The 20,225-nt window shown below is 62.3% G+C and carries 20 protein-coding genes and 1 other RNA gene; 12 read left to right on the top strand and 9 right to left on the bottom strand.

Annotated features, from left to right (window positions below):
* The first annotated feature begins 31 nt into the window (after window positions 1-31).
* Window positions 32-1,177, top strand: coding sequence for a histidine kinase (locus P3G66_RS07060; RefSeq protein ID WP_276116342.1), 1,146 nt, complete (start codon window positions 32-34; stop codon window positions 1,175-1,177).
* Window positions 1,174-1,812, top strand: a complete 639-nt coding sequence (locus P3G66_RS07055; RefSeq protein WP_047271656.1) for a response regulator transcription factor — start codon at window positions 1,174-1,176, stop codon at window positions 1,810-1,812. Before P3G66_RS07060 ends, P3G66_RS07055 begins: the two co-directional genes overlap by 4 nt.
* Here the strand turns inward: P3G66_RS07055 and P3G66_RS07050 are convergent.
* From P3G66_RS07050 to P3G66_RS07040, 3 genes are all read right to left on the bottom strand, one after another.
* Window positions 1,806-3,356 (bottom strand): multicopper oxidase domain-containing protein, encoded by a 1,551-nt coding sequence (locus tag P3G66_RS07050; protein WP_276116341.1) that lies wholly within the window; start codon window positions 3,354-3,356, stop codon window positions 1,806-1,808. The two genes, P3G66_RS07055 and P3G66_RS07050, sit on opposite strands and share 7 nt — an antisense overlap.
* A 136-nt stretch (window positions 3,357-3,492) precedes the next feature.
* Window positions 3,493-4,275, bottom strand: a complete 783-nt coding sequence (hisN, locus tag P3G66_RS07045) for a histidinol-phosphatase (protein WP_054187613.1) — start codon at window positions 4,273-4,275, stop codon at window positions 3,493-3,495.
* Between the two features lie 19 nt (window positions 4,276-4,294).
* Window positions 4,295-4,789, bottom strand: a complete 495-nt coding sequence (locus tag P3G66_RS07040) for a carbonic anhydrase (protein ID WP_007731285.1) — start codon at window positions 4,787-4,789, stop codon at window positions 4,295-4,297.
* Window positions 4,790-4,898: 109 nt separating this feature from the next.
* On the opposite strand from P3G66_RS07040, the gene prfB reads away from it, so the two are divergent.
* The 7 genes from prfB to P3G66_RS07005 all read left to right on the top strand — a co-directional run bounded on the left by prfB (window position 4,899) and on the right by P3G66_RS07005 (window position 10,549).
* Window positions 4,899-6,005 carry a peptide chain release factor 2 gene (prfB, locus tag P3G66_RS07035; protein WP_003942364.1) on the top strand — a complete coding sequence of 369 codons (1,107 nt, stop codon included), beginning with the start codon at window positions 4,899-4,901 and terminating at the stop codon, window positions 6,003-6,005.
* A gap of 22 nt (window positions 6,006-6,027) precedes the next feature.
* Entirely contained in the window at window positions 6,028-6,912 is an 885-nt protein-coding gene (locus P3G66_RS07030; protein WP_003942304.1) for a mechanosensitive ion channel family protein, read from the top strand.
* A complete protein-coding gene (locus P3G66_RS07025; protein ID WP_007731286.1) occupies window positions 6,909-7,394 on the top strand; it encodes a hypothetical protein in 486 nt (161 codons plus the stop codon). Before P3G66_RS07030 ends, P3G66_RS07025 begins: the two co-directional genes overlap by 4 nt.
* Before the next feature lie 62 nt (window positions 7,395-7,456).
* Complete coding sequence (gene ftsE / locus P3G66_RS07020; RefSeq protein ID WP_003942294.1) at window positions 7,457-8,146, top strand: cell division ATP-binding protein FtsE; 690 nt, start codon at window positions 7,457-7,459, stop codon at window positions 8,144-8,146.
* A gap of 81 nt (window positions 8,147-8,227) precedes the next feature.
* Complete coding sequence (gene ftsX / locus P3G66_RS07015) at window positions 8,228-9,133, top strand: permease-like cell division protein FtsX (protein ID WP_003942367.1); 906 nt, start codon at window positions 8,228-8,230, stop codon at window positions 9,131-9,133.
* 76 nt (window positions 9,134-9,209) lie between these two features.
* A complete protein-coding gene (gene smpB / locus P3G66_RS07010) occupies window positions 9,210-9,683 on the top strand; it encodes an SsrA-binding protein SmpB (RefSeq protein WP_003942330.1) in 474 nt (157 codons plus the stop codon).
* A gap of 8 nt (window positions 9,684-9,691) precedes the next feature.
* Window positions 9,692-10,549, top strand: a complete 858-nt coding sequence (locus tag P3G66_RS07005) for a DMT family transporter (RefSeq protein WP_073512801.1) — start codon at window positions 9,692-9,694, stop codon at window positions 10,547-10,549.
* 225 nt (window positions 10,550-10,774) lie between these two features.
* Here the strand turns inward: P3G66_RS07005 and P3G66_RS07000 are convergent, their stop codons facing one another.
* The 3 genes from P3G66_RS07000 to P3G66_RS06990 form a co-directional block, all read right to left on the bottom strand.
* A complete protein-coding gene (locus P3G66_RS07000) occupies window positions 10,775-11,653 on the bottom strand; it encodes a sugar phosphate isomerase/epimerase (RefSeq protein ID WP_081305372.1) in 879 nt (292 codons plus the stop codon).
* Between the two features lie 213 nt (window positions 11,654-11,866).
* Entirely contained in the window at window positions 11,867-12,793 is a 927-nt protein-coding gene (locus P3G66_RS06995; RefSeq protein ID WP_039973210.1) for an aldo/keto reductase, read from the bottom strand.
* Window positions 12,794-13,205: 412 nt separating this feature from the next.
* Window positions 13,206-13,790 carry an XRE family transcriptional regulator gene (locus P3G66_RS06990; protein WP_007731290.1) on the bottom strand — a complete coding sequence of 195 codons (585 nt, stop codon included), beginning with the start codon at window positions 13,788-13,790 and terminating at the stop codon, window positions 13,206-13,208.
* Between the two features lie 65 nt (window positions 13,791-13,855).
* Between P3G66_RS06990 and P3G66_RS06985 the strand changes: the two genes are divergently transcribed.
* The 3 genes from P3G66_RS06985 (at window position 13,856) to ssrA (ending at window position 16,835) form a co-directional block, all read left to right on the top strand.
* Entirely contained in the window at window positions 13,856-14,803 is a 948-nt protein-coding gene (locus tag P3G66_RS06985) for an NAD(P)/FAD-dependent oxidoreductase (RefSeq protein WP_007731291.1), read from the top strand.
* 20 nt (window positions 14,804-14,823) lie between these two features.
* Window positions 14,824-16,398, top strand: a complete 1,575-nt coding sequence (locus P3G66_RS06980; RefSeq protein WP_007731292.1) for an SDR family oxidoreductase — start codon at window positions 14,824-14,826, stop codon at window positions 16,396-16,398.
* A gap of 66 nt (window positions 16,399-16,464) precedes the next feature.
* Window positions 16,465-16,835, top strand: a transfer-messenger RNA (tmRNA) gene (ssrA, locus tag P3G66_RS06975).
* Window positions 16,836-16,926: 91 nt separating this feature from the next.
* Here ssrA and P3G66_RS06970 read toward each other — a convergent pair.
* The 3 genes from P3G66_RS06970 to P3G66_RS06960 all read right to left on the bottom strand — a co-directional run bounded on the left by P3G66_RS06970 (window position 16,927) and on the right by P3G66_RS06960 (window position 20,222).
* Window positions 16,927-17,916 carry an alkaline phosphatase family protein gene (locus P3G66_RS06970; RefSeq protein WP_276116340.1) on the bottom strand — a complete coding sequence of 330 codons (990 nt, stop codon included), beginning with the start codon at window positions 17,914-17,916 and terminating at the stop codon, window positions 16,927-16,929.
* Between the two features lie 306 nt (window positions 17,917-18,222).
* Window positions 18,223-19,290 carry an HNH endonuclease signature motif containing protein gene (locus tag P3G66_RS06965; RefSeq protein ID WP_007731294.1) on the bottom strand — a complete coding sequence of 356 codons (1,068 nt, stop codon included), beginning with the start codon at window positions 19,288-19,290 and terminating at the stop codon, window positions 18,223-18,225.
* Window positions 19,291-19,400: 110 nt separating this feature from the next.
* On the bottom strand, window positions 19,401-20,222 hold the full coding sequence (locus P3G66_RS06960; RefSeq protein ID WP_082238979.1) for a GNAT family N-acetyltransferase: 822 nt from the start codon (window positions 20,220-20,222) through the stop codon (window positions 19,401-19,403).
* Window positions 20,223-20,225 lie beyond the last annotated feature (3 nt).

Here is a 20,225-nt window from a genome sequence, read left to right as displayed (position 1 = left end):
CGCGAAATGATGCGCGTCATAGGCTCGAGGGGTGAACCGGACAGAGGTGCCAGATCGGATACAGCGGTACGTGCGCTACACGCCGTTGGTGGTGGTCCCGTGCCTGTTGATCGCCAGCACGTATCCGGGGGAGTATCGAGTTCCCCTCACCTACTGGATTCTGTCGATGCTGTCGTCGCTCGCCTTCGCCGTCGGCCGTCGATGGCCGGTCTTCGCGTCCCTGGTCATCTCGGCGCTCGCCGTTCCGATGTTCGTCGCCGACGCCTGGGGGCTGTCCGAGCTTGTTCCGTATCTCGGGGCGGTCGCCGTCGTCGACGTCACGATGCGGGCCGAGCGTAGAGAAATGGTTGCCGTATCGGCAGCAGGATGGTGCGGTTCGGTGCTCGCGGGGATCTGGTTCGAATCTCACGAAGCGTTCTGGTCTGTCACGACGGCTGTGAAAGTGCTTGCGTACGTGGGGTTGCCACTGCTGCTCGGGCTGTATCTACGCTCGCAGCGTGAATTGGCCGCGAACAATCTTGCGCAGACCCGCGCTGCGGAGCGCAGTGCGCTCGCCCGCGAACTGCACGACCTGGTTGCGCACCACATGGCATCGATCGTCCTGAGAATCGGCGTGGCTCAACATGTCTTGGCGCCCCAGGACGAGGCCGTGCGTGAGGTCCTCGCGGATGTGCGTGGGACTGCGTCCGATGCGCTGGCCGATATCCGTCGCCTCCTGGTCGCACTTCGTGATCCTTCGCTCGGTGAGGTCGCTCTGGTCGAGCCGGATGCCGTCGAGGCGGAAATCGAGGCGGCGATAGATCGTGTGCGTGCGGCGGGTTTCGAGGTGCAGGCAGTCTTCGATGCCCAGGAGAATGTCGAGTCAGGCGCAGCCGATCTCGACGCGATCGGGAGGCTGACGTTGTTGCGGGTGATTCAGGAATCACTGACCAACGTCATGAAGCATGGCGACAAGAAGGGGCTGGTATCGGTCTCGGTCGGTCGCGAAGACAACCGGGTGCATGTCAGGGTTGTCAACGACGTCGAGGGATCGCCTCGGAGTGCAGGTCATGGCCTGGTGGGAATGCAGGAGCGTGCGGAGTTGGTCGGCGGCGAGATGACCGCGGGCACCAACAGTGACGGGAAATGGGAAGTGCACGTGAGTATTCCACTCGTTGTCTCGGGCGATGTCTCGTGATCAGCGTGCTGATCGTCGACGACCAGCGACTTGTGCGCGCCGGTTTGCGGATGCTGTGCGCGGCAGCCGAGGACATGACCGTGGCCGGTGAGGCGTCGAACGGCGTCGAGGCGGTAGCGCTCGCTGCAGAATTGGATCCCGACGTGATTCTGATGGACTTGAGAATGCCCGGGCTGGACGGGATCGGCGCCACGCAGCAGATCGTCAAGGCCGGTCGTCGAGCGCGCATCCTCGTGCTGACCACCTTCGACGACGACGATCATCTGTATCCCGCACTCGCCGCGGGGGCTTCGGGATTCTTCGTCAAGGACACCGAACCCGCCGAGTTGCTCGGTGCCATTCGGCGGATCGCCGAGGGCGAGATGGTGTTCACTCCGGAACTTCTCCGCCGCGTTGTGGATCGAGCGGTGATCGGTGGTATCGCAGACACTGCTGCGACGGAGAAGGTTCCGTTGACCGATCGCGAATCGCAGGTCCTCGCGCTGGTGGCAGAAGGGAAGAGCAATCAGGAGATCGCGGACACGCTGCATCTCGGTGTGACCACGGTGAAGACGCACGTGGCGAACCTGATGTCGAAGACCGGTTGCGACAATCGGGTTCGCCTCGCCGTGTACCACTTGCAGAACTTTCAGTGACCGGAGTGCGAACCAGACGAAGGCATCGGCATGTCCATCGGCATGTCCATCGGCATGTCCATCTGCATCGGAGCCGCCTTCTGTCCCGGTTCGAGCACGAGGAATTGGCCCATCATCCCTTGGTCCTCGTGCATCAGCAGGTGGCAGTGGAACATGTACGGGAAAGTGGGATCGGTGTACTCGGACCACTGCAGTGCGACGCGAACCCTGCTGCCCGGCGGTGTGTAAACAGTGTCCTTGAGTCCTCGTAAGTGAGGCGGAGGAGTGCGACCGTCGACGTCGAGGATCTGGAACTGTACGTCGTGGACATGGAAATTGTGTGGCCAGTTGTCCTTGTTGGTGATCGTCCACACCTCGGTCGCGCCGACCTCGGCCTCGAAGTCGATGCGGTTCATGTCCATTCGTTGCCCGTTGATCATGTACCACTGCAGATCGAAGGTTCGGGAAACGCTTGCCTTCGACGGATCCAGACTCGGCAGTACGGCCAACTGCGCCGGGAGAGTCGACCGTGACGCGCGGCTGGCAACGCCCCGCAGTTCGAGGATGTCGAAGCGGTCGTTCATGCCGAAGTTCTCGGCGTCGGAGGAACTCACGCCACCGCCGTCCTCGATCGGGAACGACACCAGTGTGGTCGTCGCACCGGGGTCGACGCGAACCACGATCTCGGCTCGTTCGCCGGGGCTGAGCTGAATCCGCTTGATCGCAATAGGTGATTCGAGCAGTCCGCCGTCGGTGGCAATCAGATCGAACGTGCGGTCGTCGGGGAACCCCAGGTTGTAGAGACGGCCGGAAGAGCCGTTCAGAATGCGTAACCGGACGACCCCGGTGGTGACGTCGAGGTAGGCGTCGGAGATGCCGTTGGTGACGATCGTGTCGCCGAGCAGGCCTATGTCGGTCGGATCCGATTCGTCGAAGCTGCCGTCGGCGAGGAATCGACGATCCTGGATGATCAGCGGAACATCGTCGACACCATAGGTTTTGGGGATGTCCAACGCCCGCGTGTCGGCGTCGTCGATCAGGAACAGTCCGGCGAGACCGCGCTGCACGTGCCGTTCGGTGGATCCGTGCGGGTGTGGGTGATACCAGAGCGTCGACGCCGACTGGCCGATCGTCCACGCCGGTTCCCAGCGTCCGCCGGCTTCGATGGTCTGGTGCGGGCCGCCGTCGTATCGGGCGGGCAGATGCATGCCGTGCCAATGGACGGTCGTGGGCTCTGCCAGTGTGTTGTCGATCGTGAATGCGACAGATTCTCCGCGTTCGGCGCGGACGGTCGGCCCCAGAATGGATCCGTTGAAACCCCAAGTGTCGGTGAGTTTTCCCGCGACGATCTCGGTGGTCCCGGCACCGGCACGAAGTGTGAAGTGGCGAACACCGGCGTCGTCGACGGTGGATTCGGCAAGCGGCGGAATCGGTAGCGGACGCGAAGTTCCGGCCACCGCCAACGTGGCGCTCTTCGCTGCCGGGTCGGCGCCGCAGCCCACCGCGAGCCCGAGGGGCGCTGCGGCCAGACCGAACAGAATCGTGCGCCTGGAAATCCGGTTCATCGTTCTCCTGGAAGTAGTGCGTGATCAACTACTTCCAGTCAACGGGCCGAGATGTCGTGCCGAATCCTGCCGACGGGCCTGTCGGAACTCCTCCCTCGGACCCTTGCGGCGGGTGGGATGTTCTGGTACTCGGGTGTTACCGCAGGCGGGCCAGAACGTCTTCGTGCAGCAGTCCGTTGGTGGCGACCGCGCTGCCGCCGTGCGGACCTGCGCCGCCGTCCAGATCGGTGAACGCGCCGCCGGCCTCACGGACCAATACGTCGAGCGCTGCCAGATCCCACAGCGACACCTCGGGTTCGGCAGCAATGTCGACGGCGCCTTCGGCCACGAGGCAGTAGGAGAAGAAGTCCCCGTAACCGCGCACGCGCCAGACGTCGTCGGTGAGTTCGACGAACTGATCGCGAATTCCGCGGTCCTTCCACCCCGAGAGGCTCGAGAAGCTCAGGCTCGCTGACTCGCTGCGATCGACGGCGGATACCTGGATCGCCCGCGCATCACTGTCCCCGAAGGAAGTATGTGCACCCAAACCTGTTGCAGCCCACCATCGCCGATTCAGTGCAGGTGCGCTCACGACGCCGATGACCGGGACGCCGTCCTCGAGCAAGCTGATCAGCGTGGCCCACACCGGTACGTTGCGGACGAAGTTCTTGGTCCCGTCGATGGGGTCGACCACCCACTGTCTGCCCTCGAAGACTGCGTCGCCGCCGAATTCCTCGCCGAGTACGGAATCCGTAGGACGATGCTCACCGAGCGTCGCGCGCACTGCTCGCTCGACAGCCAGATCGGCGTCGGAGACGGGGGTGAGGTCCGGCTTGTCGTCCACTCGAAGGTCGAGGGCGCCGAAGCGGGCGCGAGTGATCGCGTCAGCCTCGTCGGCGATACGGAGGGCGAGTGCGAGGTCGGATGCGCGATCGGTCACGGGTACACAACCTACCGGCTCAATCGGGGAGGACCTCGTTCAGCTTTCCGGTTGCGACGTCGAAGACGAATCCGCGTAGGGAGGTCGTCGCGGTGACGAACGGACTGTTCTCGATGCGCTTCAACGACTGACGGACGTCCTCGTCGATGTCGGGAAACGATTCGGCAGCCCAATTTGGTTTGATGCCGATCTCGTCCTGGATGGATCGCTTGAAGTCGTCGTCGGTGAACGTCAGCATTCCGCAGTCGGTGTGGTGGATGAGGATGATCTCGGTAGTTCCCAGCAGACGCTGGCTGATGGCCAGGGATCGGATCTCGTCGTCGGTGACGACTCCACCCGCATTGCGGATGACGTGCGATTCGCCTTCCTTGATTCCCAGCACCCGATAGACGTCGATACGGGCGTCCATGCAGGCGAGTACGGCGACGTGTTTGCTGGGTGGGAGGGGGAGCGGTCCGGTGAACTGCTCGGCGTAGGCGGCGTTGTTCTGCAGGTATTCGTCGGTGACAGTCATCGTTCCAGTAGGTTCCCTCGGAGCGAGGTTGGCAAGGCTTCCAGTCCCGGTGATCCCAATACGTGACGGGCGGCAGGGCCGAGGTCGGCACCCGGTAGCCTTGAGAACCGTGCATCCCGACGTAATTGCAGACCTGAACGCCCTCGACACCACCCTTCGCACCTGCGAATCGGTTGTGGACGTCGAGGAGCTGCGCCGACGCATCGACGAGCTCGAGCACCAGGCAGCCGACCCGGGTCTGTGGAACGACCAGGAACACGCCCAGCAGGTCACGAGCCAGCTCTCCCACGCGCAGGCCGAGCTGCGCCGGATCGTGGCACTACGCGAGCGACTCGACGAGATGCCGATCCTCTACGAACTGGCAGAAGACGAAGGCCCCGACGCGGTGGCCGACGCCGACGCCGAGCGCGCGAGCCTGCGAGACGACATCGCGGCGATGGAAGTCAAGACCATGCTCTCGGGCGAGTACGACGAGCGCGACGCGCTCATCAACATCCGCTCCGGTGCCGGCGGTATCGACGCTGCAGACTGGGCCGAGATGCTCATGCGTATGTACATCCGCTGGGCGGAGAAGCACGACTACGGCGTCGAGGTCTACGACACGTCGTACGCCGAAGAAGCCGGACTCAAGAGCGCGACGTTCGCGATCAAAGGCCCGTACACGTACGGCACGTTGTCCGTCGAGATGGGCACTCACCGGCTCGTTCGCATCAGCCCCTTCGACAACCAGGGTCGTCGTCAGACGTCGTTCGCCGAGGTCGAGGTACTGCCGGTCGTCGAGACGACCGACCACATCGAGATCAACGAGAACGACATCCGCGTCGACGTCTACCGCTCGTCCGGTCCCGGCGGCCAGTCGGTCAACACGACGGACTCCGCCGTTCGACTCACGCACATCCCGACGGGAATCGTCGTCACCTGTCAGAACGAGAAGTCGCAGCTCCAGAACAAGGTGTCGGCGATGCGCGTCCTGCAGGCAAAGCTGCTCGCGGTCAAGCGTCAGGAAGAGCGCGCCGAGATGGATGCGCTCAAGGGCGACAGCGGCAGCTCGTGGGGCAACCAGATGCGCTCCTATGTTCTGCATCCGTACCAGATGGTCAAGGACCTGCGTACCGAGTACGAGGTCAACAACCCGTCGGCAGTGCTCGACGGCGACATCGACGGGTTCCTCGAGGCCGGCATCCGCTGGCGCATGAGCGAGAACCAGTCCGCATAGCGTTCGGATACCGAAAGGCACGATGACTTTACTTCGACCTGGGCAGAACCTGCTCGATTGGCTTCAAACCACCGGTTTGTCCGTCCTCATGACCGTGCTCGGGGCGATGATTCTCGCCCGGTTGGTCAGTTGGGGAGGCAACAAGGTCACCGACCAGATCGACTCCAACTATCAGTTGGGCGATGCGCTGGTTCGTTCCGAGGCGACCAAGCATCGTCACTCGGTCGCGCAGGTCATCACCTGGGTGGTCATCACGTTCATCTACGTGATCGCGACGCTGAAGGTTCTCGACCAACTGAACCTGCCGATCGGAAGCCTCGTCGCGCCGGCGACCGTTCTCGGTGCGGCGCTCGGTTTCGGTGCACAGCGCGTCGTGCAGGACATTCTTGCCGGTTTCTTCATCATCACCGAACGTCAGTACGGCTTCGGTGACACCGTGCGACTTGCGATCACCGGCTCCTCCGACGACGCCGAGGGTGTCATCGAGGACGTGACCCTGCGCGTGACGCGAATGCGGAACTCCGACGGCGAGGTCATCACCGTTCCCAACGGGCAGATCGTGAAAGCGACCAACCTGTCCAAGGATTGGGCACGCGCCGTCATCGACGTTCCGGTTCCGGCGACCGCCGATCTCACCCGGGTCAACGAGGTGCTTCGCCAGGTCGGAGTCGACGCGATGGCCGACCGCGGACTCAAGAAACTGCTGCTCGACGAGCCCACGGTCATGGGCGTCGAAAGCCTGGAGGTCGATCAGGTCAACGTGCGGATGGTCGCGCGCACACTCCCTGGCAAACAGTTCCAGGTCGGACGCGCTCTTCGTGTCCGCGTCGCCGCAGCACTGCGACGTCAGGGGATCACGGTGTCACCGGATCTGCACACCGTACGGACCGAGGAGGCGAGCGAATGACCGATCAGGAACCGCGCCGCGGACTCGACCGACTGTTTCACCTGGACTGGCTCCCGTCCCGGATCTTCGGCGGCCGGATGCGAACCTCTACCTTCATTCTCATCGTGGCGTGGATATTGACGTATCTGTTGCATACGTATCTCAATCCTGAGGACCCGACCGCAGTGACACCACCGCCCAGCGTGGACACGTCGCAGACCGAGCCTTACGTCGCGCCCTCGGTCAAACCGTCGACGACGACCCCCGTGCCGTCCTCGACCGAGCCGACGACTACGTCCGAGACCCAGTCTCCGGAATCGAGCACGGGCAGCTCAGGTTCTCCGACTCCGACTTCGGGTCCCGCGCCTGCGCCGGGCAACGCCGAACAGTCCGCGACCACGGTGCCGACCACTCCGGCGACGACGACCGTTCCCCAACCTGGCGCGGCGATGCAGGCACCGACGTCTGTGCCGCAGTCACCCGCGACCACCGGTACCGGATAAGGACGAGGGTGCTCGCGCGTGGCGCCAAGGTCACCGTTAGATAACGGCTAGACTGGCTAGTTGTGATCAGCATGAAGAACGTGTCGAAGTCCTACAAGGCCTCCACCAGGCCGGCGCTCGACAAGGTCAGTGTGGAGGTGGAGAAGGGGGAGTTCGTCTTCCTCATCGGCCCCTCCGGCTCCGGCAAGTCGACGTTCATGCGGTTGCTGCTCAAGATGGAGTCGCCCACGTCCGGCGACATCGAGGTCGCGGATTTCCACGTCAACAAGTTGGCGGCCCGCCGCGTGCCGAAGCTTCGCCAGAGCATGGGCTGTGTGTTCCAGGACTTCCGCTTGCTTCAGCAGAAGACGGTCTCCGAGAATGTGGCCTTTGCGTTGGAAGTCATCGGCAAGCCCCGCAACGTCATCGCGCGCACTGTGCCCGAGGTTCTCGACATGGTCGGTCTGGCCGGCAAAGCCGATCGACTGCCCACCGAACTTTCCGGCGGTGAGCAGCAGCGCGTCGCCATCGCCCGCGCATTCGTGAACCGCCCTCTCGTGCTGCTCGCCGACGAGCCCACCGGCAACCTGGACCCCGAAACGAGCCAGGACATCATGCTGCTGCTCGAGCGGATCAACCGCACCGGCACCACCGTCGTGATGGCGACCCACGATCACCACATCGTCGACTCCATGCGTCGACGCGTCATCGAACTCGATCTCGGCAAGGTGACCAGAGACGAAGCGCGGGGTGTGTACGGCGTCGGCAGGTAGCGCCGACTACGACCACACGTCCCGTACGCCCACCGGTTGTCGTGAAACAACCGGCCTCTCGAAAAGGAATCGGATTCCCCGATGCGCGCCAGCTTTATTTTCAGCGAAGTCCTGACCGGCCTACGCCGCAACATCACGATGACCATCGCCATGATCTTGACGACGGCGATCTCCCTCGGACTCTTCGGCGGCGGTCTGCTGGTCGTGCAGATGGCAGGCAAGACCCAGCAGATCTTCCTCGAACGCGTCGAGGTGCAGATCTTCCTGACCGACGACATCTCTTCGGCCGATCCCGGTTGCGAGCAGGAGATCTGCAGTTCGTTGCGCAAGGAACTCGAGCAGACTCCGTCCGTCGTCGCGGTTCAGTACCTCAACCGCGAAGACGCCGTGAAGGACGCCACCGAGCGCGTGTTCAAGGACCAGCCCGAACTGGCAGCCCTGGTGAGCCCGGACAGCTTCCCGGCGTCGTTCAAGGTCAAGCTCAGTGACCCGGAGCGGTTCGGCGTCATCAACGACACCTTCGGTTCGAGGCCCGGCGTCGAGAGTGTGCTCAATCAGCGCGAGTTGGTGGACCGACTGTTCAGCGTGCTCGGTGGAGTGCGCAACGCAGCGTTCGCGATCGCGATCGTCCAGGCGATAGCGGCCATCCTGCTGATCGCCAACATGGTCCAGATCGCCGCGTTCACGCGTCGTACCGAGGTCAACATCATGCGGTTGGTCGGCGCGACGCGTTGGTACACCCAGCTTCCGTTCCTCCTCGAAGCCGTCGTGGCGGCCTTGATCGGTGCGGTGCTCGCCATTGCCGGGCTGTTCACGGCGAAGAACGTCTTCATCGACGGGGTCCTGTCCGACGTCTACGAAGCAAACATCGTGGCGCGGATATCCAACAGTGACGTGCTGTTCGTCTCGCCGATCCTCGTACTTGCCGGTGTCGGAATGGCCGCGGTGACGGCGTACGTGACGCTGCGTCTGTACGTCCGCGAATAATCGGTTTGCACGAGCTTCTATGCTGGAACAGCAAGAACCATTCGACAGCAAGACAGCGGACTGAGAGGCCCGGACAGTGAAGGAAAAGGGCCGCAAGGTCATTGCGACCAATCGCAAAGCACGCCACAACTACACGATCATCGACACCTACGAGGCCGGCATCGCTCTCGTCGGGACCGAGGTCAAGAGTCTGCGTGAAGGCAAGGCGTCGCTCGTCGACGCGTTCGCCACGGTGGACAACGGCGAAGTGTGGTTGCGCTCGTTGCACATTCCGGAGTACACGCAAGGCACGTGGAACAACCATTCGCCACGTCGTACCCGAAAGCTCCTGCTGCACAAGCGTGAAATCGAGCACCTCGTCGGCAAGACCCGCGAGGGAAACCAGACGCTGGTCCCGCTGTCGATGTACTTCAACGACGGCAAGGTCAAGGTCGAACTCGCACTGGCAAAGGGTAAGCAGGACTACGACAAGCGCCAGGACATGGCCAAGCGGACCGCCGAGCGTGAGGTGACCCGCGAGCTCGGTCGTCGTATCAAGGGCATGCGCTGACCTCCATCCTGCTTGCCCTCGTGGCGGCAGTTGCCTACGGAGTCAGCGACTTCGTCGGGGGAGTTGCGTCACGACGAGTTGCCGCACTGCGTGTGGTGATCGTCTCGTATCCACTCTCGCTCGTCATCGTTCTGATCGCAGCACCTTTCGTATCCGGGACGCTGACGCCGAACGGTCTGATCTGGGGTGCGATCGCGGGCGTCACGAGTGGTCTGGCGGTCTGGTGGTTCTATCTCGCGCTGGCAACCGGCCCCATGTCGGTGGTCTCGCCGCTGACAGCTGTTCTGGTGGCGGGCATTCCGGTGCTCGTCGGCTTCGCTTTCGGTGAGCGGCCGGGGTTGATCGCGTACCTGGGTATTGCCGTCGCGCTGGTCGCCGTCGTCCTGGTCAGCCGCGAGTCGCCTGACGACACCGCGGGTGAGGTTGCCGGCGGAATCACCCTCCGCTTCACCAGACAAGTGGCTCTTCTGACCGTCGGAAGCGGTGGCGCATTTGCACTCTCGTTCATCGCACTTCACCAGATCGGCGAGGGCAGCGGGCTGTGGGCGTTGGCCGTATCTCGAGGTGCCGCGACCGTCGTGGTGTGGTTGGTCGCGCTGGCGGCCGGTCACTTCGTTCTCCCACGAGGCGAGCCACTCAAGCTCGCGGTGTACGTCAGCGTCCTCGACGTCGTCGCGAACGGGACGATGATCTACGCCTTCCAAGGCGGAATGCTCTCACTGGTCAGCGTGATCGGTTCGCTGTATCCGGCTGCGACGGTTCTGCTCGCCATGGTGATGCTGGGCGAGCGGGTAAGCCGCGTGCAACAAGCGGGAATGCTGTTGGCGCTGGCGGCAGTCGGCATGATTGCCGTCGCTGGGGCGTAGTTCCTTTTCAGCGGCTGTGACCCGTACACCCATCGTAGGAACGCGCCATTTCATTCCTCGACGAGTACCTGGGCTACTTGCACGCCGGATACCCCGATCCGCGACCATCCTGTCAAAAGAGTCCCGCGTGGTTTGAACTGGTCTCCGATTGGCGGAGTGGCCAAATTGGAAACGCGGCGGCGGTGCGAGTTTGGTATCGCACCAAACTCAGGGCCTCGGAATAGCTCATGACGGCTCGACAATGCCCGCGGGCGAACCAAATTCAGTACTCCGCAGGAACATCCGAGTGGCCGCGGAAAGGTGGGCCACGGTTTCCTCCGGATCTCCGATATCAGCGGTGAACACCTCGACTCCCAACACGACGTCGGGAGCCACGACCCCCAACGCCCGCACAATCTCCGCGATCGGCGCCGTTCCCTCGCCAGGAGCCAGGCGGCCGGTCATCGGTACATAGGGATCGTGGCGGCCAGGCTGGACACGATCGCTGATCTGCACTTCGAATACCTGACCATGGGTAACCTCTGCAAGCTGGGTCGGCGTACCACCCGAGCGCAGAAAGTGCCAAGTATCGAACAGGATTCCAACGCCGGGGTGGTCGGCTCGCCGGACGATGTCCAACGCCGCACCGAGATCCGGTATTCCTGTGCCGGGGATGAACTCCAGACTGACACGAACTCCGACCTCGGCTGCGCGGTCGGCGACTTGTCGCACCGCCGACGCCAGCGCGTTTCTCTTCACTGTCGGATCACCCAAGAAATGGGCGACGTTGAGAGTGCGAGCGTGAAGCGCCTCAGCGGCTTCGAGACACTCGTCGAGATCTACCATGAGCTTGCGCCAGTGTGGAGGTACCTCATCCAGTCGAGCAGAGCCGGGTAGATAGGTCATGAGCGCATCGATCACGCCAACAGTCACACCTAGATCGTCCAGGCGCTCCCGCACTCGGGAGTCGGCACTCTTCACAATCGAATATTGCGAGGGATGAACAGTGATCTCTGGAAAGCCGCCCCTACGGGCCAACTCGGCGAGCTGTATCAAATCAGCGTGTGGGATGCATCCCCAGCAGAGGGCAGTGCCCTCGATTGGCTGCACAGCCTGGTAGGTCATCGATGGCCACTTCTCTTCGTCACTCACACACACTCGGAGGTGATGTGCTGGTCCTGTCGTTGCGACTGCCGGCGGAACGAATACGGTCGACGCGGCTTACAGGTTGGAAGTCCAACATTGGACTGCGAAAGCGAGCTACCAGTGCGCGGGCCGTTTGTTTTCTATCTGGCTGCTCAGTAGTCAAATCAGCAAAAGGAGTTGAACCGCAGACTTTCAGGGGCGCGAAGGCAGCGCCGCAAGAACGTCGTCGTCGAGCTTCCACTCCGCGGCGGCAACATTTGATCGCACTTGTTCGGGGTTCATCGCACCGATGATCACAGAGGGAACGCTCTCCTGCGCGCACAGCCACGCTATGGCGAGTTCGAGTATCGAGTGTCCGTACGCTTGTGCGAACGCTGACAGTTTCTCCACGTACTCGAAGTTCTCTTCCGTCGCCAGTGTGGCGAAGTACGGCGCACTGGCTAGTCGGCTGCCGGTCGGAAACGGCCGTCGCATCGTGTACTTACCGGTGAGCATTCCGGAAGCAAGCGGAAAGAAAGGGATGATTGACATTCCGACCTCGTGTGCGGCGGGAACAATGTCTGCCTCGATCGCGCGGTTGAGCAAATTCCATTCGACCTGGTTCGCCAATAAATGCGATGCGCCAGTACCGGTGGCGATGCCCTCGGCCTGCCTCATCTGATCCGCGGAGTAGTTCGAGCAAGCTACGTGGCGGGCTTTCCCTTTGGCTACCAGCCCATTCAACGCCTCGATGGCCTCCTCCAGTGGAGCATCGGGGTCAGGGACATGCTGGTAGTACAAGTCGATTCGGTCGGTGCTGAGTCGCCGCAAGCTTGCCTCACAGCTATCCTCGATGCTTCGTGCGAGTACTCCGGGCTTGTAATCGACCTCACGCGGGCGTGGAATCGCTTTGGTGGCGATTACCACCTGGTCTCGTTGACCTGCGAGCGCCTTGCCGAGGATTTCCTCCGAGCGTCCGTTTCCGTACATCGTCGCTGTGTCAAAGTGGGTGACGCCCTCATCGAGGGCGGTACGGACGACCTCCGTACTCCCCTCAGGGTCCAGTCGGGTACCAAAGTTGTTACACCCTAAGCCAATACGCGAGACTTGAAGATCGCGCGCGAGTTGTCGTAATTCCATGTCATTCCCCTTGTTTTCGCCACTTACGTGAATTCGTCGCCCCGCGAACTCGACGAATGATTGGACGCAAGATCAATTACCCTGCAAGAGCTCTGAGCGGTCGGCAGGCCCTGTGGGACGAACGAACATCTACATTCCATACATCGACAAGGTGGGTCCGCCGAACCACTTCATCGGAGCGATTCAAATCGTGCACGAGCCCGGACCGCAGTAGGAAGTGGTTTTTCCACTCATCGGGATTCCTCTTCTCGGTCATGATGATTCATCGGGCTAGCTATCTCGCGCGGAGACAGGCGGCGCGGTACAACAGGTGGAATTGGTTTGGCCGGATTCTCAGTCATCTCTCAACGATGTGCACCCGCTCCACCGAGTCACCCGCTTGTAGATGTCCTCGCTTCTCGGAGAATTTTCCTCAGCCGCGTCTGTCGGCCGGCGCTGCGCGTAGGTGAACCCGCTCGCCCTGTTTTCCGAAGAGGCTGATCGCCTCGGCCGGCCGGCCGTCGGCAGCACTGATGCGGTGCGGGATGTGCGTGTCGAACTCGGCGGCCTCGCCTGCCCCCATGATGAAATCCCGGTCGCCGAGTTGGAGTCGGATGCGCCCGGACAGAACGTAGACCCACTCGTAGCCCTCGTGGGATCCCGGTTCGCGATCGTCGTCGGTGGGCGAGATGATCATCTTGTAGGCCTGCAGATTGCCGGGTTGACTCGTCAACGGAATGACCGTCATACATCCGACCGTCCGAGGTTCTTCGCGCACGCGCGGATCTTTGATCTTGCTGTTCACGAGGTCGTCCAAGGGGACGCCGTGTGCCTTGGCAATCGGCAGCAGAAGCTCCAAGTTGGCTCGGCGAGTACCGGATTCGAGTCTCGACAGTGTGCTGACGCTGATGTCGGTGGTCTCCGACAAATCGGCCAGGGTCATGTCGGACTGTTGGCGCAACGCACGTAGGCGAGGGCCGATGCCGGCTAGTACGGCTTCGAACGATGTTTCGGTCATGCACTCATTTTGCCAAAGTGGCAACAGCGTTTGTCAAGACTGCGTTCTCTTGTCATTCTGGATTCATGACGCAGAACTCATTCGACGTAGCAGTAATCGGAGCCGGTGCGGCAGGCCTCAACGCCGCACTCATTCTCGGTCAGGCACGCAGATCCGTGATCGTCTTCGACAACGGATCGCCACGGAACGCGGCCGCCGACCACATGAACGGATTCCTCTCCCGTGACGGCATGAACCCGGCAGAATTGTTGACCATCGGCCGAGGTGAGGTCCGCAAATTCGGCGGCGAGTTCCATGACGGCACCGTTGTCTCCGTGACACGGGACGGCGAGAAATTCTCGGTAGAACTGGCTGACGGCATCAAGATTCAGGTGCGCAAGGTGCTTGTTTCGACGGGTCTGACGGACCGCCTAACGGTAGAACTCGAAGTCTTCGGCGAGCGTTGGGGACGCGATGTGTTGCACTGCCCGTACTGCCACGGGTACGGCGTGCGTGATCAGCCGCTCGGCGTGATCGCCAAGAGCGCGGAATTTGCGATGCACCAGGCGCTCATGGTTCGCCAGTGGTCCGATGACGTGGTTCTCTTCCTTCATCGCATCACCGAACTGAGTTCCGAAGATCGGGAAAAGCTTGCGGCTCGCGGTATTTCGATCGTCGAGGGTGAGGTTGCCGGTCCCGTCGTCGAGGATGATCGGTTGGTGGGCGTGCGGTTGGCCGACGGCAGTGTGGTCGCGCGTTCGGCGGTCTTTGTCGGTGGCGCCCTCACGATGGACCCCAACGATGCGATCTTGCGCGCATTCGGTGCGCAGCGCGCCGAGACGATGATGGGCGATTTCGTCACAGTCGACATGATGGGGGCCACAAGCGTGCCCGGCGTGTTCGCTGCGGGCAATGTCGTGGACCCGGGTGCCCAGGTCATCATGGCCGCAGCCGCCGGGGCGAAGGCCGGAGCGGGGATCAACATGATGTTGACCAACGACGACCTCGGGGTTGCACTCGCGCTTCGCAGTTGAATTGTGCGTAGCGTGGGGTGATGGACGCAGTGAGAGTGTTGATCACGGGTGCGACCGGATACATCGGCGGACGTCTTGCCCCTCGCCTGGTCGAAGAGGGTCATCGAGTTCGAGTGGTAGTGCGCAGCCCGGAGAAACTACGCGATGTTCCCTGGCACGATTCCGTGGAGATCAAGCGCGGGGATCTGACCGACAGTGCCACCCTCTCAGGTGTTTTCGATGATATCGACGTGGTCTACTACCTCGTTCACGCCATGGGTGGGGGAGGGTCGTTCTCGGATATCGACAAGCGAAGCGCGGAGAACGTCGCCGCCGCTGCCCGCGATGCGGGGGTGCGACGGATCGTCTACCTGGGCGGGCTTCATCCCTCCGACCGAGAGTTGTCGACTCACTTGCAGTCCCGGCTCGAAGTCGGTCGGATCCTGCTCGAGTCCGAGGTTCCGACGGTTGTGTTCCAAGCTGGAGTGGTGATCGGATCGGGTTCGGCGTCCTTCGAAATGGTGCGCCACTTGACCAATCGGCTTCCGGTGATGACCACACCCAAGTGGGTGCACAACAACATTCAGCCGATCGCGGTGCGTGACGTACTCCACTATTTGATTGCCGCCGCGGCGACGACGCCGGAGGTCAACCGCGCCTTCGACATCGGTGGGCCGGATGTCATGCAGTACGGCGAAATGATGAACACCTACGCCGACGTCGCTGGATTGGTACGCCGACGCATCCTCGTCCTGCCCGTCCTCACCCCGCGTCTGGCAGGTCACTGGGTGGGATTGGTCACGCCGATCCCACGAGGTTTGGCGATGCCCCTGATCGAATCCCTGCAGAACGACGCGGTGATGCACAATCACGACATCGACGGCTTCATCCCGCCTCCCGCCGAGGGCCTCACGCCGTATCGAGAAGCGGTGCGACTGGCACTTCGAAAGATCGACACCGGTGAGGTGGAGACGGCGTGGTCCGGTGCAACGATCGCGGGCGCTCCATCCGATCCTCTTCCATCCGACCCGGATTGGGCCGGCGAAGCGGTCTACGTCGATCATCGCGAACGTGACTGCGCGGCGGATCCGAAAACCCTCTGGTCGGTGGTCGAGTCGATCGGCGGCGAGAACGGTTGGTATTCATTCCCTTTGGCGTGGGCCATTCGGGGGTGGATGGACCGCGCGGTCGGTGGTGTCGGACTGCGCCGGGGCAGGCGGGATCCACGCCGGCTCAACACGGGCGAAGCCCTGGACTTTTGGAGGGTCGAAGAAATCGATCGAGGCAAGTTGCTCCGATTGCGCGCCGAGATGAAGGTCCCGGGCGGAGCATGGTTGGAGTTGCGAGTATCAGAAGGCCCAGCCGGTGCCGACGGACGGCCGGTGGGTTCCCACCTCGATCAACGCGCGGTCTTCTTCCCTCGCGGGCTCGCGGGTCGGGCGTACTGGTATTCGATCCTGCCTTTCCACGGAGTCGTCTTCCAGGGGATGATCACCAACATCACCGGTGCCGCCGAGCGTGAGATGGCTGCAGTGCAGGAAACGGGTGCAGTGCAGGAAGCGGGTGCAGTGCAGGAAACGGCTGGGCCGAAGGACACGGAAAGTGCCGCCGATTAATTGGTATGACTTCCGAACTTCGGCGCGTTATAGTGAATAGCCCCACGAAAGACGCGGGGCACACACGGGGCTGAACGGTTTCGACTGCGTGTGTTGAGTTAGGGGAAGCGTGTCGGTGCAGGCAAGAGACCACCGTAAGCGTCGCTGCAAACCTATAAGCGCCGATTCCAATCAGCGCGACTACGCTCTCGCTGCCTAAGTAGCGAAGCGTGTCTGTCAGCCCGGGGTTGCCCTCGACCCGGTTCCTGGCATCAGCTAGAGGGCTTTACTGTTCGGCTCGGTCACGGAGTCGAATGGGACATCAAACAGTGACTGGGATCGTCATCCTGGCTTGTTCGCGAGACTGGGAGATCCAAGTAGAGACTTAGCGAACTGCACACGGAGAAGCCCTAGCGATTCAACGTAGGACCCGGGTTCAATTCCCGGCAGCTCCACAACAGGTCGGGCCGGAGAGCACACGCTCTCCGGCCCGGCCCTTTTGCTGCCTTGCTGCTGCCTTGCTGCCGTGTGGCCCGGGCCTTCTTGCGATCAGGAGCCGAAGAATCCCAGGTCGACCGAGCCGACGAAGCCGGGAGCTTCCTTGGCCAGCGGCTTGCCGTCCAGATCGGCAGGCGATGCAACGCCCAGGCTCTGGAGGATTGTCGGGGTGATGTCGGCGATCGTGTACGAGTCTGTGTTCTTACCGGCCGCGTATCCCGCGCCGCGTGCTATGACGAATGTCGTTGCTTCCGCGGGTGTCTGACCGCCGTGCCCACCGGCGGGCTTGTGCCCGTGATCCGCAGTGACCAGTACAGTCCACTTCTCGCCGGTCTTTGCTGCGCGCTGATCGACGGCATCGACAATCTTGCCCACCTGAGCATCGACCGAGGCGATGGACTCTTCGTACGCAGCGCCGTTGGTGCCGCCGCTATGTCCCGCGCCGTCCACCTGATCGAGTTGGGTGAAGATCAGGTCAGGTCCCTTGTCTGTGATGTCGCGGGCGACGGCGTCTGCCGTCGCAGCGTCGGTGGCCGCTCCGGAACCTGCATCGGCCGTGGTGACGACAACGTCGGCTTTCGGTGTCCCACTGGAGGCGATGTTGTCGATGCCGCCCCAGGTGGAGATCGATTCGGTGAGGAGGGAGGGCTTTGCTGTTTCCAGCCGGGTGAAGACGCTCGGGTAGAGGTCGAAGCGGGCGCCCGCGTACGTGTTGTCTTTGACTCCGTGCTTGGTATCCCAGACTCCGGTCAGAATGGTCGACCACGACGGTCCGGAGATGGTGGTGTGGCCGAGGATGGAAGATTCTCCGCTGGTTCCTTCGGCGATCAGCTTCTGGAGGCGGGGAGCGTCGGCGGTCTTGATGTGGCTGAGCATAGTGCCGTCGAGGCCGATGACAACTGTCTTCTCGGCGGCCGACGGATTGAGGTCGGACGATCCGGGAATTGCTGCAGCAGTTGCAGTTCCGGCAGCAACAGCGCCGGCGAGGAGGAGTGTGATAGCGGCTGAGGTGCGTGCGATTTTCTTGGTCACGCTAAGCATCTTGCGATAGGACTAGACCAATTGCACTACCTGGATGTGAGGGTTGTCCTGTTGTTCGCGGCAGATTCAGATTGGACTAGACCAATGTTTCCTCAGGCGGCCCAACCGTCGAGGATGACGCTGACCGCGTGATCGAGGTGAAGGGGCTCGCCGTCCCATCTTGGGATGATCGCGTCGTCGGGTATGTCTCCGCGCAGTAGGCCATCAGCGAATCCCTCGGTCGGTGGTGCTGGGTCGATGACGTCACCATTGGCGTAAAGGAACTCGAACTTCTGCTCGCCGAGAGTAGTGATCGTGAACTGGCCGTCATGCAGCGCGGTGGCAGGTGCCGCACAGCATGATCAGATTGTCCAAGTCCGTATTTCCGCCGCGTCCCCAGAATTTCACGTGATGTGCGTGTAAGAAGCGAGTCCGCCCGCAACCCGGTGTGCGGCAACATCCGTCGCGGTAATTCAATGCCAGCATTTGTTTGGCGCTGACGACGCGGGTCCTTCGGCCCAGATTCAAAACGCATCCCTCCTTTGTCGTTCCCAGGCGAAGTTTCGCGTTGCAGAGCACTTCCTCGGCGGCACTTTGGGGGAGCGCGGGTCCACTCGGTACGCGGACGGTGTTCGCTTCGTGGAAGAACACAACTTCGTTCGCGGCGGCCTTGGACGTGCGGTCTGTGACTGCGGCGGTGGCGAGCTCTGCCATCGCGACGAGTCCTGGTCCGATATTTCCGGCCGGGTTCTTTGTAGCCTTCTCGTCGACAGGGCGGATGGCAGCGGTTCGGGTGCGTTCACGTTCCGCCACCGCCAATGCTGCGAGGATTCGGGCGCCGTCCTGTGCGGGCAGGCGTCCTTTGATGACAAACTCGCCCGTATCCGAGTCCCAATGCCAGCGGACCTGAAGATGTTCGGGCGCTTTGCTTTTGCCGGATTCATTGTCGGTTGCTTTACGCAGACCTGCGGCGAGACGATCGATCTGGGCTGCGGGCGCCTCGCATCCGAACCGAACCATCTGCTGTTCGTTTGACGGCGTCGTGACCCGGGTGAGTGCGCGAACCTTCGAGTAGGACAGCCGGCCTTGCTCGAAGGCCTTCCGCATCTCGGGCAAAGGTCGGAGCGCTTTGGCGACGCGAACATATTCCCTGCCGGTGTGCAGGCTCATTCCACATTTCCACGACAGCCAGTGGGCGCACGAATGAAGTCCAGGGCCGGTCCAGCCGCGGTCTTCGTCGAATTTTGACAGGAGGGTAAGGAATCGAGCCGTGGCCGCGGCGATCTGGCCGGCGAGAGCGCAGATTTCGGAGCCGAGTTGCTCTACGTCGCTTCGGGTGGAACCCTGCGTTTCTTCATTGATCAGTGCTGCGGTATCGGTCAGTTCTGCGTTCATCGTTGCCCCCCGGCGCGTGTCCGACAATGTTTCGAATGTACGTTCGATAATAGATGCCAGTACCGACACACATCCGTGGATGAGGACGGAAAGCGTCCCCGCGGGGACGTCTAACCGCTGCCGATCGAGTACTCGGCGTAGGTACCGACATCCTCGAAGCCGACGTTTCGATAGAGCTGTGCGCCGTCGCTGGACGCCTGAAGTACAGCGGTTCGGGCACCTCGCTCGCGGGCGATGTCGAGTGCGGCAAGGGTGACCGCCGAGCCGAATCCGCGTCGGCGCGCCGTTTCGAGTGTGACGACCCCATACAGTCCGGCGACGTCGGCGGCAAAATGGACCTCGGCTCCGGCGACAGGCTGGGAGTTCGCGTATCCCACGACAAACGAACTCCGCGAGCGCTCATCGAGGATGTCATCGGCGGTGTCTTCGAAGAAACGTATTACTGCGGTCGAGGGCGGCGACCAATTGGCGGCCATCACGGCGGCGTAGTCGGCGAGCTTCGAACGAGTCGTCACTCGCTGAACGCACAGTTCTGAGACAGGCGTTGGGCGTGGGACGACGTCCAAGTCTGCCGTCATCGCTCTTTCTTCCTCGGAGCGCACGCAGCCGAGGGCTGACAAGCGAGCGCCGAGGTCAGAGGGCTTGTCGCGCGGACCTGTCCACCAGGAGAACGGACGACCGGTTGCTCGAAGCCACGCGAGTACGTCGAGTAGTCGTCGGTCTTCTTCCGGGCCTTCAGCAGCAGGTACAGCGAAGCGCGCACCAGCGATGATGTTGAAAGTGTCGTCGGTGAGGCCGCTGTCTGCGACGACAACATCTGCAGAGACCGTGACCGATCCCGTCGGCAAGTGTTCATGCAGGTGGCAGGCATGGGATACCAAGTTGGCGTCCATGGCGTCGAGGACATCGCCGACGAGTGCTTCACGATTCACAAA

This window comes from Rhodococcus sp. C3V, assembly GCF_029269915.1.
In the GTDB taxonomy this organism is placed as follows: domain Bacteria; phylum Actinomycetota; class Actinomycetes; order Mycobacteriales; family Mycobacteriaceae; genus Rhodococcus_F; species Rhodococcus_F qingshengii.
This window is presented reverse-complemented; position numbering and strand designations above follow the sequence as displayed.